Annotated in this window: 18 protein-coding genes; 16 read left to right on the top strand and 2 right to left on the bottom strand. The window is 47.6% G+C overall.

Annotated elements, in window-relative coordinates:
* Positions 1-112 precede the first annotated feature (112 nt).
* Positions 113-1,243, bottom strand: coding sequence for an exo-alpha-sialidase (locus ABWH99_RS12680; RefSeq protein WP_375582219.1), 1,131 nt, complete (start codon positions 1,241-1,243; stop codon positions 113-115).
* A gap of 485 nt (positions 1,244-1,728) precedes the next feature.
* Here ABWH99_RS12680 and ABWH99_RS12675 point away from each other — a divergent pair, with 485 nt between their 5' ends.
* From ABWH99_RS12675 to ABWH99_RS12625, 11 genes are all read left to right on the top strand, one after another.
* A complete protein-coding gene (locus ABWH99_RS12675) occupies positions 1,729-2,064 on the top strand; it encodes an ArsR/SmtB family transcription factor (protein ID WP_375582218.1) in 336 nt (111 codons plus the stop codon).
* A 43-nt stretch (positions 2,065-2,107) separates the two neighbouring features.
* Entirely contained in the window at positions 2,108-2,992 is an 885-nt protein-coding gene (locus ABWH99_RS12670) for an arsenite methyltransferase (protein ID WP_375582217.1), read from the top strand.
* A 140-nt stretch (positions 2,993-3,132) separates the two neighbouring features.
* Complete coding sequence (locus tag ABWH99_RS12665; RefSeq protein ID WP_375582216.1) at positions 3,133-3,786, top strand: protein-tyrosine-phosphatase; 654 nt, start codon at positions 3,133-3,135, stop codon at positions 3,784-3,786.
* A 207-nt stretch (positions 3,787-3,993) separates the two neighbouring features.
* Positions 3,994-5,013 (top strand): ACR3 family arsenite efflux transporter, encoded by a 1,020-nt coding sequence (gene arsB, locus ABWH99_RS12660; protein ID WP_375582215.1) that lies wholly within the window; start codon positions 3,994-3,996, stop codon positions 5,011-5,013.
* Positions 5,014-5,654: 641 nt separating this feature from the next.
* Positions 5,655-6,899: a hypothetical protein gene (locus ABWH99_RS12655; protein WP_375582214.1), complete on the top strand. Its 1,245-nt coding sequence runs from the start codon at positions 5,655-5,657 to the stop codon at positions 6,897-6,899.
* A gap of 327 nt (positions 6,900-7,226) precedes the next feature.
* Complete coding sequence (gene hisG / locus ABWH99_RS12650) at positions 7,227-8,087, top strand: ATP phosphoribosyltransferase (protein WP_375582213.1); 861 nt, start codon at positions 7,227-7,229, stop codon at positions 8,085-8,087.
* 86 nt (positions 8,088-8,173) lie between these two features.
* Positions 8,174-9,478, top strand: a complete 1,305-nt coding sequence (gene hisD, locus ABWH99_RS12645) for a histidinol dehydrogenase (RefSeq protein ID WP_375582212.1) — start codon at positions 8,174-8,176, stop codon at positions 9,476-9,478.
* Positions 9,468-10,547, top strand: coding sequence for a histidinol-phosphate transaminase (gene hisC, locus ABWH99_RS12640; protein WP_375582211.1), 1,080 nt, complete (start codon positions 9,468-9,470; stop codon positions 10,545-10,547). The genes hisD and hisC overlap by 11 nt, the downstream gene beginning before the upstream one ends.
* Positions 10,548-10,556: 9 nt before the next feature.
* Entirely contained in the window at positions 10,557-11,657 is a 1,101-nt protein-coding gene (hisB, locus tag ABWH99_RS12635) for a bifunctional histidinol-phosphatase/imidazoleglycerol-phosphate dehydratase HisB (protein ID WP_375582210.1), read from the top strand.
* 251 nt (positions 11,658-11,908) lie between these two features.
* Positions 11,909-12,715 carry a tetratricopeptide repeat protein gene (locus ABWH99_RS12630; protein ID WP_375582209.1) on the top strand — a complete coding sequence of 269 codons (807 nt, stop codon included), beginning with the start codon at positions 11,909-11,911 and terminating at the stop codon, positions 12,713-12,715.
* A 126-nt stretch (positions 12,716-12,841) separates the two neighbouring features.
* Positions 12,842-13,582, top strand: coding sequence for a polyprenol monophosphomannose synthase (locus tag ABWH99_RS12625; protein WP_375582208.1), 741 nt, complete (start codon positions 12,842-12,844; stop codon positions 13,580-13,582).
* Here the strand turns inward: ABWH99_RS12625 and ABWH99_RS12620 are convergent.
* A complete protein-coding gene (locus tag ABWH99_RS12620; protein WP_375582207.1) occupies positions 13,575-14,795 on the bottom strand; it encodes an FtsX-like permease family protein in 1,221 nt (406 codons plus the stop codon). The genes ABWH99_RS12625 and ABWH99_RS12620 overlap by 8 nt on opposite strands.
* 38 nt (positions 14,796-14,833) lie before the next feature.
* On the opposite strand from ABWH99_RS12620, the gene ABWH99_RS12615 reads away from it, so the two are divergent.
* From ABWH99_RS12615 to ABWH99_RS12595, 5 genes are all read left to right on the top strand, one after another.
* Entirely contained in the window at positions 14,834-16,048 is a 1,215-nt protein-coding gene (locus tag ABWH99_RS12615) for an exo-beta-N-acetylmuramidase NamZ domain-containing protein (protein WP_375582206.1), read from the top strand.
* A gap of 6 nt (positions 16,049-16,054) precedes the next feature.
* Positions 16,055-17,002 carry a methionyl-tRNA formyltransferase gene (fmt, locus tag ABWH99_RS12610; RefSeq protein WP_375582205.1) on the top strand — a complete coding sequence of 316 codons (948 nt, stop codon included), beginning with the start codon at positions 16,055-16,057 and terminating at the stop codon, positions 17,000-17,002.
* A gap of 138 nt (positions 17,003-17,140) precedes the next feature.
* On the top strand, positions 17,141-17,689 hold the full coding sequence (locus ABWH99_RS12605; protein WP_375582204.1) for an RNA polymerase sigma factor: 549 nt from the start codon (positions 17,141-17,143) through the stop codon (positions 17,687-17,689).
* A 33-nt stretch (positions 17,690-17,722) separates the two neighbouring features.
* Entirely contained in the window at positions 17,723-18,097 is a 375-nt protein-coding gene (locus ABWH99_RS12600) for a hypothetical protein (protein ID WP_375582203.1), read from the top strand.
* Between the two features lie 203 nt (positions 18,098-18,300).
* A complete protein-coding gene (locus ABWH99_RS12595; RefSeq protein ID WP_375582202.1) occupies positions 18,301-18,561 on the top strand; it encodes a hypothetical protein in 261 nt (86 codons plus the stop codon).
* Positions 18,562-18,584 lie beyond the last annotated feature (23 nt).

Here is an 18,584-nt window from a genome sequence, read left to right as displayed (position 1 = left end):
TCTAATTTGCTGCCAAAAAAAGAAAGTAGCGCGCATTCTTCTCCTGCACGCCGCCAGTGGGTTCGGGTTGATACAATTGATTCCCCATAGCTTGCGCAGTCGGCCTATTTATTCAACCTTCCGGTAAAAAGGCATGCCAGTCCTTACCATCCGTGAGCCAGGCCAGGTTAAAGACGACCATCTTCCCTACGGTTCCCGTATGCCCCTCGCCCTCGTACAACAGAAACACCAAGCCCTCACTGGGCGTACCAGCCCTACCTGCGGTCAATGAAGAGTAGGCAAAACCTCCAGCCTCCACCAATTTTTTTACAGGCCAGGTTTCACCACCATCAAAACTTGCCCATACCGTACCGTGGGTTCGTCCCTCCGGAGATTCGATATTGCTAAACAGGAGAATATCGTGTCCGGCTACCGGAAGCCGAACCAAACCCGCCATCAGGCCATAATCCCTACTTTGATCCCCATCCGGTAATACCTTGCTTACCGATAGCTCCTCCCAGGTTTGTCCCCCGTCCTGACTTTTGGCTATGTACCGCATGCGGGGATTCAGTCCATCGGTCGACAAATGTCTCCGGGAGTTGTAATAAAGGGTCCCGTCCGAAAGCTCCGCAATGGCCGCTTCGCCCGTACCCGTTGCGGGAAATGGCGCACTGGTTTGCCAGGTGTTGCCACCGTCGTCACTGTAGATGGCATTGGTGTAATGGCTTTCCCAAAATGCCCGATCGTTTCCTCCTCCGTAATAGCGCGTAGGCCGAATCAATCTTCCTTTTTTTTCTCCAAAGCGGAGTGTAATGCCGTGTTCGTTCATGTGCATGGAAGGTATATTTCCCAGACTATCCGGCAATAGCGTCATCGTTTCTGCCGCCCAGGTTTTTCCATGATCTTTGCTTCGGTACAGGGTAACCGGTGCAATGGGGTGGCTGTCCTCGACAAAGGCCAGGATATCCCCAGACCCTTCGTCCACGGTGACGCCTCCCCCCTGAAATCCAGGGTTGGCCAGAATGCTGATCGGAGACCAGGTTTTTCCCCCGTCTTCGCTTCGTCGCACCTGATAGTTTCGATTTCCCCAGGTAGCCACTATGGAGCCATCCAGGGCGGTTACCACATTGGGAAACCGTTCCCCTGGAAAAAGTTCCACCACCTCCATAACCGGTTTCCCTTCGTTCCAAAACGCATTTTCTTTGCTTTGTTCAAACGAACAGCCAAGAGAAAAAACCAGAATGGGTACCAACAACTGTTTCATCGTTATCGAAATTATGCGTTGCATTGCACAAGGGTGGACTGGCAACGCGGCTTTTATGATATATTTGCGAACCCAAAGGTTTTTTTTAGCGACGGGATCATCTGCTACCAAGGTACTCTGCAACCTGCCTGGCTTACACACTCCTGCTACCCCGGCAACTTTTGCAAACCATCCGCATTTTTTGGAGACGCTTCGAGCATTCGAAGCAATTCCATCCCGAATGAAGGCATTCGCTCAGCGACTACCCAATTATAGGAATATATTCCGAAAGTTCCACTTGCTACGATGCATTGCCTCGAAAACTAGCCAAAAAAGTATTCCGGGTCTCGGTGTTGCCTTGGCTTGACCGTTTAAATTACCGTAGAGGACCAGGGTAAGCGTATGAAAATAGCGCAAATCGTGCAAAGGAAAGAAAAAAAGAATCACTACTGCCGGTTGCCTTATTCATTTATTTATCGTAATATTGCAATAATAAAATAATACAAATGGGAGTAACAAAAAGCAATCTATTTTCCGAAGCGCAGAATGAACTGGCCCTCGCAGCAAAGGCATTTGACCACCCAGCACGCGTGGCCATCATTCAGTACTTGTTAAAATCCAACGCCTGCATCAATGGAGACCTGGTGCAGCAATTGGGTCTGGCCCAGCCAACCATTAGTCAGCACCTGCGCGAATTGAAGGAAATTGGGATCATACAAGGCACCATCGAAGGCGCTCGCATCAGCTATTGCATCAACCCCATCCGCTGGGCAGAAATAAAAAATCAGTTCAATCAACTCTTTGACCAATATCCCTCTCCCCTTTCCGGAGGATGCTGTTAGGGAATTGAAAAACCATTACTGAGGTAGCAGAACATCCAAAGACATGAAAAAAGAAAACGATTTAAAACACCTGGTAAAAGCGCGGTATGCGCGAATCGCAACGCAGGATAAAGCGGCCAACGCCGCCTCTTGCTGCGGCGCCACAACTCCTTCCAATAAAATCTACAACATCATGATGGAGGACTATTCCGAAACTGCGGGTTACCTGGAAACAGCTGACCTCGGCCTGGGATGCGGCCTGCCTACCCAATTTGCCAAAATCAAAAGAGGGGACACCGTCATTGACCTTGGCTCGGGTGCAGGCAACGATTGTTTTGTGGCCCGACACGAAGTCGGCCCGGAAGGAACAGTAATCGGCGTCGACTTTACGCCAGCTATGATCCAGAAAGCACGTCACAACGCCGAAAAAATGGGCTATAACAATGTGGAATTTCGGGAAGGCGATATCGACAGCATGCCGGTGAATGAAAACGTGGCAGACGTAGTGGTCAGTAATTGCGTACTAAACCTGGTTCCTGACAAAAAAAAGGTGCTCCAAGAGATTTTTCGAGTAATGAAGCCCGGTGGACATTTTAGTATTTCGGATATTGTGTTGATGGGAACGCTTCCCCAGGCATTGAAGGAGGATGCAGAAATGTATGCGGGATGCGTGGCGGGAGCTATTCAGAAAGACCAGTACCTGCATTACATACAGCAATCCGGTTTTCAAAATTGTACCATTCAAAAGGAAAAAGCCATTTCCATTCCCCAGGACATTTTGGGCAAATACCTTTCCCCGGAAGCGTTACAGGCCTTTAACCGGGGAAGTACCGGCATATACAGCATCACCGTATACGCCGAAAAACCCGGATCTGAAACAAAAGGACAGCAACCCCTCGCCTCGACCGGGCACGCATCCTCCTGTCAGGAAGGTACCGGTTGTTGCTGATTTTCCAGATTGGCAAGCTACAGTCGAGGAAGGAACCGTTGCGCCCTCCGTTTTCATCCTCGCCTTTTCCCCCTGTGTACCCACCGGAACGCAACACCGGTCTCTGACCCGTCTCGAAATTCCCGATATTGCAAGCCACCATGTGTACTAAGAATCGCCTATCCAAACCAACTCTCTACCCCGAACTGATCGAATACGTTCAATCCCTACTTCCCGAAATGGCGGCTATTCCAGAAGACCGTAAGGATGTTCTCCGGGAAATTGCTTTGTTTATTCGGGAAAAAAAAGAGGCCAACGAACCGGCAAACCTCACTTTTATCTGTACCCATAACAGCCGAAGAAGTCACCTAAGCCAGATTTGGGCGGCAACTGCCGCCGCATATTATGGGCTGGAAGAAGGAATGCATACGTATTCCGGCGGTACCGAGACCACAGCATTTAATCCCAGGGCAGTAGCCGCTATCAAACGCGCTGGTTTCAGGGTAAACCCTACGAATGGAGACAACCCGCATTACCTGGTGCGCTTTTCCGACGAAAGACAGGCAATCGCCTGTTTTTCTAAAAAATACGACGATCCTTTCAACGGTTTAGAAAATTTTGCTGCCGTTATGACTTGTTCGGATGCCGATAAAAATTGTCCCTTCATTCCGGGCGCCTCCCTCCGCTTCCCCATCCCCTACCTGGATCCAAAGGCGGCAGATGGAACGTCCGAAGAAGCCCAGGTTTACGACGAACGCACGCGTCAAATCGCTATCGAGATGTTTTACCTTATGTCCCAGGTCAATTCCGGATAACCCGGTAATCAACAAAAGCAACCGTTTCCATTCTTGTCCCAACTTCATTTTAAAAAATAGAATTCATTGCGGCACCGTTTACCGCCATCCAATCGGCAAGCGGTGCCCTAATGAGTGGTTGTTTCCGATTGAAGCGGAGTAGCACCGCATACGACTGGAAAAACAGGAAAATGAAACAAAGTAAATCCACACGTATCCCAAAACTCGATGAAAGAAATTGGTTTTTTTGAAAAATACCTGACAGTCTGGGTGATTCTCTGCATTGCAGTAGGAATCGGCATCGGCGCTATTTTTGGAGAAAACATGGGCTACCTGTCCTCGCTGGAAATCGCTCATGTAAACATTCCGGTAGCGGTACTCATCTGGTTAATGATTTATCCCATGATGGTGCAAGTGGATTTCAACTCGTTGAAACAAATTGGAAAAAATTCCAGGGGACTGGGGCTGACGGTAGTCGTCAACTGGCTGGTAAAACCTTTTACCATGGCCTTTTTTGCCTGGCTATTTTTTGACAAGCTGTACAGTGCCTGGCTAAGTCCCGAGCAGGCGGATGCCTATTTGGCGGGAGCCATACTACTTGGCGCTGCACCGTGTACGGCCATGGTATTTGTCTGGTCCTACCTTAGTAACGGAGATCCCAATTACACCCTGGTACAGGTATCCGTCAATGACCTTATTCTGTTGGTAGCTTTTGTTCCCCTCGTACAAGTATTGTTGGGCATCACCGATTTCCAAATCCCATACGACGTGCTGGTTACCTCCATTGTTGTCTTCGTCTTTATTCCACTGCTGGCAGGCTACCTAACCAACCGGCTCCTGATTCAGAAAAAAGGAGCGAACTGGCTGAAAACAAATTTTTTACCAAAACTGAAACTACTTTCCATTTTTGCCTTATTGACTACGCTGGTTTTACTCTTTGCTTTTCAGGGTGAACAAATTCTTGCACAACCCCAGCACATTCTTTTGATCGCCATTCCATTAACCTTGCAAACCTACCTGATCTTTTTTCTCAGTTGGGGGGCAGGCAGGTATCTGAAACTACCCTACCGGGTATGCGCTCCGGCCTCCATGATCGGTGCCAGTAATTTCTTCGAATTGGCCGTCGCGGTGGCCATCGCCTTGTTTGGATTGAGTTCGGGAGCGGCACTGGCGACGGTAGTGGGCGTACTGATTGAAGTACCGATCATGCTTTCGCTGGTGCAACTTGCCAAACGGTGGGCCTATTGATGAAAAAATGCGGCTACTTTTTCGCTTTCTTCCGGATCCTCGCCAGGTATGGATCAATGCGGCGAGGAAACAGGTATCGGTAAATCCATGCTTTTTAGGCAAACAAATCCTGTACGATTACTTGCACTTTGGGAGGAAGCAAGAATGTGTGGTTCGAATCAGCTGGTCGATCTGAACGCCGAAAACCTCTAAAAGAAATCGGGCAACTCACCAAATTCCCTTGGCTTTTTCATACGCTATATTGGGGCTGTTGAATTGCGCTTTGCATCAAAAGTTTTCGGGGATTCTTCCGTAGCGGTAACGGCTAGAACCATTGGTACAAAAAAATACAGACGTATACCGGAATAAAACGAGTCCAGCCACTGGTTTTATACGCCTATCTTGGGTATATTTCTATGCAATTAGAGCGACGATCGATACGATTTAACCGCAATTTTTGAAACTTTGTCGTTGAAAGCGCCGATTTTTACCGCCAGTTTTACCTCATTTACCGATTGAAGCATCTTGTTCACCGAATATTTCCCAACACGTTGAAAGGAATGGCTACTTTTATATCATTAAATTTTTAACCGGGAAATCCGGTACCGGAAGTGTCTTCGTAGGTACTTCCAATTGAAACAGCAAAATTAAAACAGCAGACAATGGGACAGTTTAGGTTATTGAGTTTCAGCGCAGGATTTCAAAAGAATCGGGAAAGCAACTTCCAATTGACCCGGGAAGAATCAAAAGATTTATTGACAGAAGTCAGAGAACAGTGCGGAGTGGCAGAAGCATTAATCTTGTCGAATCAGGATCGGACAGAAATTCTTTATCACAGTTCCCGACCGCATGAAGATGAGATTTATGCGGCCATTCGAAGGATAAAAGCAGGTGTAGGGCTACCTACAGAAACTCTTTTTCAACAAAATTGCAACGAAGAAAGCGCCCTTACACATCTCTCGGAGTTATGTTTTGGCGTACAGGCCAGCACCTATGGAGCGAACCCACTTTATTCGCAGTTTTTAGAAGCATTTGAATTATCCGATCAGGTAGGATTGAAAGGCATATTATTAAGTGAATGGAAAGCCTTCCTGCAGCGAACCAATCTGTTTTTGAGCAAGGAGGTAAGCTTCCAGGCGCCCACGTTTTCTGTTTCATTTACTGTGGCGGACATGGTGGCCGAGTTGGTAAAAAAAATAAAGCAACCCAAGATAGCCATCCTCGGTTTCAACGGAATGGGCAGGAAGGTCTACCAGAACCTGAGAAGCAGAGGATTCGAAAAAATTGTCATTGTTGAAAAGACGATTCAGCCATTTGCAGGCCTGCCTGCTTCGGAGTTAACGCAGTTTGTATACGAGCCATTTGAACAACTTGCAAATGTCGTACGGGAAAACGACATACTGATCTCTACTCTAGAAAACGAAGACAATGCCATTCAGGCGGCCCATTTCGACACCAATTTTTCCTCGGTAAAGATCCTCATAGACCTGGCAGTTACCAGTGAACTTAGCGATTCTTTGCAGTCGCATTCCCAGGTAGTCTTTTTTGAACTCGCCGATATTTATCAGGTGATTGAAGGTAAAATGGAAATTAACAAAAGTTGGTTGAAAAAAGTTAAACCGCTGCTTCAGCAACAAAGCAAAAATTTCTTCGAATGGCTCGATAAAAAAAAAGCCGACGAAATCCTCGAGCAGGCAAAGGCTCTCTTAATGCCAGCCGATGAAATGGGGCCTTCTTTTCCCAAGGTGATTACCGCTTCGAAAACACGGGTAAAAAAGGAAATTCTTTCCAGCCAGGCCTGTAGATTGGTGCTGGAGCAGGCATTGGATAAAATGCGCGCGCGTACTCCCTACAAAGATCTGGTCAGTTATGACCGATTCGTCAATGAGTTTTATCAATACAATTAGAACAGGTAAACGAAATTGGGATAAAAAATATATTTTTTTGGTTAGGTTGGTTTAATGATGGAGAGGCTCCGGTTGGGGCCTCTTTTTTTGCGTCAGTATTCCCTTTTTTATTTTGCTAGTTGGCAATAGCTCACTAAATTTGTATCGATATGAAAATCTCTGGGAGCAATTGCCATACATGTTCATTTTTCCACGCAGCAACTGCTCGCTGGCACCACATGGGTCATCATTCCTCCTAAACCCTTTGTGCGATCCAACCAAATGGATGTAGTCAGCCGATTGATTCGCCTCTTTAACTTAAAAATTCACCAGTGTATCATTTAATCCATGGAAAATAGTATTCGAATAGCTGTTCAGAAAAGTGGGCGGTTAAGTGAGGAATCGCTTAAGCTAATCAAAGAGTGCGGCATAAAATTTTATAACGGCACCGGAAAATTGAAATCCACGGCCACCAACTTTCCTGTTGAGTTTCTTTTTTTAAGAGACGATGACATTCCTGGATACGTTGCCGACGGCGTCGCCGATTTGGGAATTGTTGGTGAGAACGAGTTGGTGGAGAAAGACAAGGACGTGACGGTGTTAAAAAAACTGGGATTTTCCAAGTGCCGGCTTTCCTTGGCCATACCCAAGAGCGAAGTATACGATGGCATCCAGTATTTCAAAGGCAAAAGTATTGCAACATCCTACCCAAAAATACTGGGAGATTTCCTAAAGTCTCGGCAAATAGAGGCGGAAATACATGAAATAAGCGGGTCGGTGGAAATTGCTCCAAGCATTGGACTTGCCGAAGGCATTTGCGACATCGTTAGCTCCGGATCTACATTGATGATGAATGGATTGAAGGAAGTGGAAGAAATTTTCCAGTCCGAGGCCGTATTGATCAGCAACAAGAGCCTATCCGGTGAAAAGCAGCGCGTCGTGCAGAAATTACTGTTCCGTATGGACGCCGTACAAAAAGGAAAGAAAAACAAGTACGTATTGCTCAATGCCCCGAACGACTCCCTGGATACCATTGTTTCCCTGATCCCCGGGATGCGCAGCCCAACCATTCTTCCGCTGGCGGAAGCAGGATGGTCTTCCGTTCACTCGGTTATCAGTGAGGATCAGTTTTGGGAAAATATCGAAGAATTGAGGGCTGCAGGCGCTCAGGGGATCCTGGTGGTACCCATCGAAAAGATGGTCATTTAATCCGATCGAAAAACCGGCCTTGTGCTTCAAGGGATTCATAAAAAATCTACCTCTGTTTGGTTTAGGGGAATTTAAACGCATGTAACATGAAAATCCTGGTTAATCCCGATACAAAAACGTGGAATAAGGAACTGGCTCGTCCCGTTCAGAAAATGAAGGAGATAGAAAAGATCGTGAAGCCGATCATGAAAAAGGTCAAACGTCAGGGAGACAAAGCATTGAAAAAGTTTGCCCTGGAATACGATCATGTTGAAATTGACTCCCTGCTGGTAGAGGAGGCAGAAAGAAACGCTTCCGGAGCGAAACTCGGTGTCGAGCTAAAAGATGCCATCCAAACAGCCCGATACAACATCGAAAAATTCCATAAGCTACAGGAAATGCCGGCGATTAGTTCTGAAATCATGCAGGGGGTCACCTGCATGCGCAGGAGCGTTCCCATTCAAAAAGTAGGCTTGTATATACCGGGCGGCACCGCTCCCTTGTTTTCCACGGTTTTGATGTTAGGTATTCCGGCTAAATTGGCGGGATGTGAGGAAATCGTATTGTGTACTCCCCCGGATCCGAAGGGAGAGATTCACCCCGCTATCCTCTATACCGCTTCTCTGATTGGGATCACGAAAGTTGTCAAAGCGGGTGGAGCCCAGGCCATTGCTGCCATGTGCTACGGTACTGCCTCCGTACCCCGAGTGGACAAGATTTTTGGACCGGGCAACCAATACGTAACCGCCGCCAAACAATTGGCCACGAGACAGGGGGTCGCCATCGATATGCCCGCCGGACCTTCGGAGGTACTGGTATATGCGGACGATACTGCCATCCCGGAATTTGTCGCTGCAGACCTGCTTTCTCAGGCCGAACACGGCGTTGATAGCCAGGTAGTCTTGGTTTGTCCTACCGAAAAATTCGTAAAGAAAGTGCTGACTGCTGTCGAGGAGCAACTCAGGGAACTTCCCCGCCAGAAAATTGCCAAAAAGGCGTTGGAAAACAGTGTAGCGATCGTCATGGAAAAAATGAACAGTGCCCTGGATCTAATCAACGCCTATGCACCCGAACACCTCATTTTGGCCGTGAAAGAAGAGGAACGAGCTGTACAGGGAATTGTAAATGCCGGGTCGGTGTTTATTGGAAATTATACCCCCGAAGCTGCAGGGGATTACGCCTCGGGCACCAACCATACCCTGCCTACCAACGGGTATGCGCGAAGTTATTCCGGTGTATCGCTGGATAGTTTCGTGAAGAAAATCACCTATCAGAAAATCACCGCAGAAGGAATACAGTCCCTGGGACCCGCCATAGAAGTGATGGCCCATCATGAAAACCTGGAGGCCCATAAGCGTGCCGTTACCGTTCGTTTAAACTATCTCTCCAATCGAAAAAAAGATGGATTTTGATCTAAAGAAGCTCCTTCGTCCCCATATTGCAGGGCTGAAACCCTACTCCTCCGCCCGAGACGAATACAGCGGAAAAGCCGGCGTATTCCTGGATGCCAATGAGAACCCCCTGGGATCCATCACCAGGGAAAACTATAATCGGTATCCCGATCCATACCAATCCCTGCTCAAGGAACAGATCGCTGAATTAAAGAAGGTATCCGCTGACCGGATATTTCTCGGAAACGGTAGTGACGAAGCCATTGATTTATTGTTTCGCGCCTTCTGCCGACCGGGCATTGATAACGTGATCATCATGCCTCCGACCTACGGAATGTATGAGGTAAGTGCAGGAATCAACGATGTGCCGGTTAAAAAGGTACCCTTAAGCCCGGATTTTCAGTTAGAACCGCGAGAGGTGTTGGCGGCCGTCAACGCGGATACGAAAATGATTTTTATTTGCTCCCCCAATAATCCCAGTGGAAATAAAATGCAGCGAGCCTCCGTTCTCTCCATTTTGCGGGGGTTTAGCGGATTGGTCATCATAGACGAGGCCTACATTGATTTCAGTGACGAGCCGGGCTTCGTTCCGGTACTGGACGAATTTCCCAACCTGCTGGTCATGCAAACCCTCTCCAAAGCCTGGGGCCTGGCGGCACTTCGATTGGGAATGGCCTTTGCCTCACCGGAGATCATTGCCATACTCAATAAAATCAAGCCTCCGTATAATATCAGCGGACTCACCCAAAACACGGTGGTAGAGGCACTTGTAAACACCAAAAAACTCCAAGAAATGATGCATGAAATCCAGGTGCAGAAGGAGAACCTTCGGCTGCAGTTGGAAAATACAGCGGGTGTTGAAAAAGTCTACCCCTCTCAGGCCAATTTTTTCCTGGTAAAAATTCCCCATGCAAAAGCGGTATACCAACGTTTAATCGAAAAGAAAATCATTGTTCGGGATCGGTCCGGTGTGTACCACTGCGGCGACTGCCTGCGCATCACGGTGGGCAACGAACGGGAGAACGAAGAATTTATCCGTACCTTGCGGGCAATACTCGCTGACCCGAATCGCTCCGGCCTGGACCACTAACGAGTAGTTATGAAGAAAAAGATCTTATTTATTGACCGGGACGGCACCATCATCAAGGAGCCTCCGACGGATTTTCAGGTAGACAGTCTGGAAAAACTTGAATTTATACCCCGTGCGATCACCAACCTGAGTAAAATTGCCGAAGAAGGGACCTTCGAATTGGTATTGGTCAGCAACCAGGATGGCTTGGGTACCCCCTCCTTTCCAGAAGAATCCTTCTGGCCTGCTCAATACAAAATGCTTAAAACCCTGGAGCAGGAAGGCGTGGTTTTTGCGGCCATTCACATCGACAAAACCTTTCCTCATGAAAATGCCCCCACGCGAAAACCCGGTACGGGCATGCTGCTTTCCTACCTGAACGGCGACTATGACCTGGAGAATTCGTACGTGATCGGTGACCGAAAAACGGATGTGCAACTGGCCAAAAACCTGGGCTGCAAATCCATCTATTTCAACACGGAGGCCTACGCCGAGGCCGACCAATGCCTTGCTACCTGGGACGAACTATACGCCTATCTGAAAACGCCTGCCAGAAAAGCCAGCGTTTCCCGAAATACAGCTGAAACCCAAATAGCCATCGAACTCAATTTGGATGGCACCGGAAAAAGCCGTATCCAAACCGGCCTTCCTTTTTTTGATCACATGTTGGACCAATTGGCCAAGCACGGTGGCACAGACCTGGAGATACAGGTCGCAGGCGATCTTCATATTGACGAACACCACACGATCGAAGATACCGCGCTCACTTTGGGAGAGGCCTATCTCCGCGCAATGGGCGACAAAAAGGGGATCTACCGATACGGGTTTCTATTACCCATGGACGATTGCCTGGCACAAGTAGCGGTAGATTTCGGCGGCCGGCCCTGGCTGGTTTGGGACGCGGCATTCAAGCGGGAAAAAATAGGCGATATGCCAACGGAAATGTTTTACCATTTCTTTAAGTCCTTCAGTGATACAGCCAAATGCAATCTAAATATCAAAGCTGAGGGCGAAAACGAACACCACAAGATCGAAGCCATCTTCAAAGGACTGGCGCGAGCCATCAAAATGGCGGTACGCAAAGACTTACGCGCCCTGGATCAACTTCCCAGCACCAAGGGTACACTGTAAAAAAAGGGCTATCCTCGCTGCGTGGATAGCCCATTAAAAAATAGCTGTTACTTTTTTATCCCATCGCATTTTTTGATATCCCCTGGTATGGAAGTCTTCGGAAATACCAAAAGTCCGCTGCCTTCGAATTCCTGAAAGGGGAAAGTTTGACCTGAGTTACGAAGTTTCCTCCTTTCTGGATCAAATTCGATCGATTTTTTGTTGAAGAAAGAATATTTGTTATCTTCAAAAACTAATACGTTAATAACAATATGTTCCGATTCCATGCAGTCCATTCGTGTATCAGCCTTATCCTGGTGTTTTCAAGTTGCATAGGAAACTTCCGGGACGCGGAAAACCTATACAAGAATGGGCAGTACGAACGGGCCATCAAGGAATTTAACAAGGTCCTTTTCATCAGCGGCACCGATATCAAGGCATTGCATCTACGCGCCAGATCGTACGAGGAGTTGGGAAACTATACGAAAGCTTTGGCGGATTACCGAAAAATTCTGGTGTTGCATCCGGACCACGCCCAGGCGTATGCGGGAATTGGAAAAATAGCCTGGGAGCAAAAAGACTTGAAAACGGCGGAAAAAAATCTTTTACTGGCTGCCATGCACGATCCCAAAGATTTTGATATCCTGCTGCTACTGGCCCGCTCAATGATCAAGAATGGGAGGTACACAAGTGCAGTGGAGTTTTTGGAAGAGACCATTCGCCTGCAACCTGAAGCTTCCATGCCCCATTTTTACAAAGGCATTGCCATGGCCTATTCGGGAGATGGATTGGGCACCATCGTTTCCTTCAATAAGTACCTGGAAATCGAGCCGGATAATCTCACGGCCCATTACAACCGGGGCTTTGCTCTGATGAAACTGGGCTACAAGGAATGGGCCATAGAGGATTTTGATCAGGTATTGGAGAAAAACCCCAAGCACTACGACGCATTGGCCCGAAGGGCTCTTTGTCTGATGGATAAAAATCCCCGGCAGGCCTGTTTTGACCTGGAAACGGCTGCAATGCATGGGAACCGGCTGGCCAAAGCAAACCTACCTCGCTGCAATGCTGGCCGATGATCGGTTAGAGGAGGCAGGAAGCAGGCGTCTTCGCCTCGTTCGTGTTTTTTAACTTCCCATTGGGATCACTTATTTCTTTATCCCAAAAAAAAATCCGTTTTTAATTCTACTTTTGTAGTCTGAATTATGACCGATACCAAACTAGTCCTCATCCCCACGTACAACGAAAAGGAAAATATTCAGGACATCATCCGTGAGGTTATGTCTCTTTCGGAAAATTTTGACCTGTTGGTAATTGACGATGGTTCCCCGGACGGAACGGCCGACCTGGTGCGTGCCGTGCAAAATGAGTTTCCTGGAAGGGTATTTTTGAAGGAAAGACCCGGGAAATTAGGGTTGGGAACCGCTTATCTGGAAGGGTTTGCCTATGCGTTGGAAAGGGGCTACGCGTATATTTTCGAAATGGACGCTGACTTTTCACACAATCCGCAGGACTTGTGCCGTTTGTACGAAGCCGCGAAAAATAATGGTCACGATTTGGTGATCGGGTCCCGCTATGTGTCCGGCGTAAACGTGGTGAACTGGCCCATGGGCCGGGTGTTGATGTCCTTTTTTGCCAGCAAATACGTGCAATTCATTACCGGAATACCGGTTCGGGATACGACTGCGGGGTTCGTGTGCTTCCACAGGAGGGTTTTGGAAGCCATTGACCTGAAAAAAATCCGGTTTATTGGATACGCTTTTCAGATCGAGATGAAGTTTACCGCATGGAAACTGGGCTTTTCCATCCACGAGGTCCCAATTATCTTCACCGACCGGACCAGGGGCACGTCCAAAATGTCCAAACATATTTTCCGGGAAGCCGTCTTCGGCGTTATCTACATGAAACTCAAAAGCATGGTAAAGAAATACCGACCTGTTAATTAAACTTGATGGATTTGATGGGGTTGATATTACTAATGATCATGGCAGGTAAAAATAGCACGGTGGTGGTGACAAGCAATACCAAAAGGTTAAGTCCGAGAATGGTGCCCCAATCCCAAAAAACAGGCACATAACTCATGTAATAATTTTCCGGGTTCAGGCTCACCCAGCGTGTTTGATCTTGTATCCAACCAAAACCCAACCCAATCAGATTTCCCAGCAGCAGGCCCCTTCCGATGATGCGTACGCCATTCCAAATAAAAATATTTCGGATTTGTCGGTTCTTTGCCCCCAGGGCTTTTAGCAGCCCCACCATGGGAGTGCGCTCCATGATTAATATAAACAGGATAGATACCATATTGAAGGCCGCAACGAAAAGAATCAAGGCCAGAAAAACGTATACATTGTTATTCAGTAACTCCAGCCAATCAAAAAGCTGCATGAATTTGTCGGTGGCTTTTACCAAACGCAGGTCGTAATCGATGTAATCGTACAAGGCAGCCTCATAGGTATCGATAAGTGCCGGATCCTTCAGGAAAACCTCGAACCCCCCAACCTGGTCTTCATCCCAATCGTTGAGCACACGTATCAGTTGAATATCTCCAATGACAATTTTATCATCAAAATCCTCTAGAAAGGTCTCGTAGATACCGACCACCTTCAGTCGCCTAAACCGCGGTGGATCCTGTACAAAGTACATGGTAACCAGATCGCCCACGGACAGCAGCATTTTTCGGGCAATTTTCGCACTGAGAATGATTTCATTGGACGGATTATCGTTTTCAGAAAAGCTCAGGAACCTGCCGTCGATCAGTGAGGCCTTGAAGGAAAGGCTGTCAAATTCAGGGCCCACTCCTTTCATCATGACTCCTTCTACTTCGTCCTTTCCTTTTATTAGCCCAGGCTTATTCGCATACCCTTGAACGTGTCGGATGTAATCCAGAGACTCGTGATTGGTGTAGAAGTTACTCGCTGTACTAGTGGGCGATTCGTCAAGTGACTGACTCATGACAAATCGGTTGACCTGATAATGTCCGGTAAATGAAAAAACTTTATCTGCAATGACTGTCTGAAAACCTGCCAAAATCAAAAAAGAAACAATCATGATGGAAAGCCCCAAGGCAATGCTGGCTACGGCTATTCGGTGAATCGTACCGGTGAAACCTCCCGTTTTTTTAAAACTGATTCTTTTTGCAATGAAGTAGGAAAGGTTCAATGAAGTCGTTTATTTTGTTAACTGAAACGCAAATTAACATGAAGCAGGTAAAATTAATACTTCTCCCGGTATTTTTGTTGGGTAGTCTGACATTTTGCACAAGCAAAACGGAATCAACCACACAAGAGCAGGAATCCTCACTCCCTCAAAAAGATACCGAAATAAGGACAGGTGCGGACCGCCCATCCCTCTACTTACCCAAGTTAGAAAACAAACGGGTAGCACTGGCGGTAAACCAGACCAGTGTGCTAACTCAGAACGAATCCAAGCACCTGGTTGATTTTCTATTGGAAGAAGGCATCTCTGTGCAAAAGGTTTTTGTACCCGAACATGGCTTCCGTGGAAATGCGGATGCCGGAGAGAAAGTAGAAAACCAGATTGATCCACAAACCGGACTGCCGCTGGTATCGCTTTACGGAGATTCGAAAAAACCCTCACTGGAAGCCCTTGCCGACGTAGACCTGGTGATTTTCGACATCCAGGATGTAGGCGTTCGCTTCTATACCTTTATCAGCACCCTGCACTACCTCATGGAAGCCTGTGCCGAACAAGGCAAACCACTGATGATCATGGACCGGCCCAACCCGAGTGGCGATTACATAGACGGGCCCGTGCTTCAGCCAGGATTCGAAAGCTTTGTCGGCATGCATCCCATTCCAGTCGTTCATGGCCTCACGGTCGGTGAATTGGCTCACATGATCAATGGCGAAGGGTGGCTGAAAGGGGGAGTCAAGGCAGATATCGAGGTCATCCCGATAGAAAACTGGACCCATTCGGAGCCTTATTCGCTTCCCGTCAAACCTTCTCCAAACCTTCCGAACGATCTGTCGATCCGGCTTTATCCTTCCCTTTGCTTTTTCGAAGGCACAGACATCAGCCTGGGTAGAGGCACGCTGTTTCCCTTTCAGGTGTATGGGTATCCCGATCCGAAATTTGGGGATTTTACCTTCACGCCGGTAAGCATCGAAGGCATGTCCAAAAACCCTCCGCATCAAAATAAGGTTTGTTATGGGAAAGACCTTCGCTCCGAAGCCCTTAATCACCGGTTTACATTGACCTACCTATTGGAAGCCTATAGGATAGCGGACGGACGCGCTGGATTTTTTAATGCTTTCTTTGACAAGCTTGCCGGAACCGACGAATTGAGAAAAGCCATCGTTAACGGAGTCTCAGCGGCAGACATCCGGGAATCCTGGAAAGAAGACTTGGAAAATTACCGCCGAAAAAGGGCCAATTACCTGATATATGATTAATCAAAAATGAATAAAGATCTGAGAATCGTCTTCATGGGTACCCCGGAGTTTGCCGTTGCCTCGCTTGAACTGCTGGTACGGGAAGGGTGGAACGTCGTAGCCGTAGTGACAGCCCAGGACAAACCCCAGGGCCGGGGAAGACAAGCCAAGCCCTCCCCGGTAAAGGCCTTCGCTGAGGCGCATCAGCTGCCCGTGCTGCAGCCGCCCAATCTAAAAAGCGAAGCGTTTTTGGAGACCTTGCGCGATTTTCGGGCGGACTTACAGGTGGTTGTAGCTTTCCGGATGCTTCCGGAAGTCGTTTGGTCCATGCCAGAAAAGGGCACCTTTAATCTCCATGCTTCTCTTCTGCCAGACTATCGAGGAGCTGCACCGATCAATTGGGTGTTGATGAACGGAGAATCTAAAACCGGGTTGACCACGTTTTTTCTCCAACAGGAAATCGATACCGGCAGCATCTTATTCCAGGAAGAAGAGGCGATCTTACCCGAAGACAATGCTGGCACCCTTCACGACCGACTGATGCACAAAGGAGCCAGCCTGGTGCTTCGAACAGTAGCAGGCATTGCTAGCGGAAATGTTCGTCCACAGCCGCAGGATTCCTCCAGAGCCATCCACACCGCACCGAAAATTCATAAGGAGACCTGCGAAATAGATTGGAATCAGCCCGCCAGGCAACTACACAACCAAATTCGCGGACTTTCTCCCTACCCCGGAGCCTGGTGTCGATTGGGGACCACTACTTGCAAACTCTACCACAGTCATCTGGTGGAGCAAACCAAGGAAGCACTAAAACCGGGAGAATTTTCCACCGATTACAAAACTTACCTTCACTTTCAGACCGGAAAGGGGCTGCTAGCCATAACCGACCTACAATTAGCCGGAAAAAAGCGAATGGATATTTCGGCCTTTCTACGCGGAAATGCGGCCACCTTGCAAACACTTCGAGTCCAATGAGGGTCAAAAAACCCTTATCCCGGAAGGCCTATCCAATTTATTTGGAACAAGATCCGGTTTACGGGTACCAGCAGGGAATCGCTTCTTTTCTATGTCCATTATTAAACCTTTGCGGCTTTTCCTGGTCTAACCTTTCGGATGGTACCATTGATTGAAGCAAAACTCTTGGAGCAGATTAAGGACCCCAAAACCAGAGATAAGGGTTTTCGGGAGCTCGTCGAGACCTACCAAAAACGAGTGTATGGGATGGTTAGAAAAATGGTGATCATACACGAGGATGCAGACGATGTTGTCCAGAATACCTTCATCAAAGCCTATAAAAACATTGACTCCTTCCATGGAAAATCCTCTCTTTTTACCTGGATTTACCGAATTGCCGTCAACGAAAGCTTGAATTTTCTGGAAAAGAAAAAGAAGCGAAATTTCTTTTCCATGGAGGATCACCACGAGGTGATGATGGGTTACCTGGACCGCTCTTCGTTGATTGATGGTGATGAAGTGCAGCTTCAATTACAAAAGGCAATCCTTCGCTTACCGGAAAAGCAACGTTTAATCTTTAACTTGCGGTATTTTGAAGAGCTTTCTTACGAGGAAATAAGCAAAATGACACAAACCACGGTGGGCGGATTGAAAGCTGGTTACCACCATGCCGTAAAAAAAATTGAAGAAATTCTGAAGGAAGAGTAAACCTTTGTGTAGTAAACCTGTCTAACCAATAGTATGAACAAATTTCCAAAAGAATCGGTCTTTAAAACTCCGGAAAACTATTTTGATAGCCTTCCGGATAGAATCCTTAGGAAAAGAAGGCAACGAACCCGGCAGGTGTACCTGACTGCTTTGGCAGTGGCTGCCGCCTGTATCGTGGGTTTTCTCATGGTGGTTGTTTTTCCTACGCAGCAGCACACTACTGATTTCCGAACGGCAATCAACGAAGAGGTGGATTACTACATTACAACCGGAGCATGGGACGAGGTAGATGTTCTGCTGTTGGCAGACAATCCAAACGACTTATTGGATGCGATTACGGCAGCAGAGTGGCGTTCGGAGCTGGGGAACGAAGATGAGGAGTTGTTGTTGAACGAAATTTTGTTTTGATATGAAAAAATGGATGTTTCTGGCGCTATTATTGGCAAATTCTCTGACTGGCTATGGGCAGCGGGAAACGCGCGTAGACCGGGAAAAGTTGCAGGCAGCCCGAGTGGCATTCGTCACTAACAGGCTATCGCTCAGCCCGGAACAAGCGGAAAAATTCTGGCCGCTTTATAACGAGCACGAAGACAACCGAAAGGAATTGATGCGTGAATTGTATCGTATTTCCAAAAAAGCGAAAGAAGAAAGTTCTCAGCGAATCAGCAGCGAGAGCGTTGATCGACGAACGATTCGACCTCCAAAAAGCTCTTTTGGAACAAGAAAAGGAGTTTCTATACAAGGTTTCCGAAACACTAAGTCCCCAACAAGCTTTACGGCTCAACGAAACCAATCGGGATTTTGCCCGGCACATTTACCGCATGCAAGGTCGCGAGCGGGAAAAAGGCAGAGAGGAAGGACCAGAGAATTAGTGAAAGTGGTCAGATTAAACCAA

The sequence above is a fragment of the Cyclobacterium xiamenense genome (genome assembly GCF_042140265.1).
GTDB lineage: Bacteria > Bacteroidota > Bacteroidia > Cytophagales > Cyclobacteriaceae > Cyclobacterium > Cyclobacterium xiamenense_A.
The sequence above is the reverse complement of the archived record's forward strand: the minus strand, read 5'-3'. Positions and strand labels throughout refer to the sequence as shown.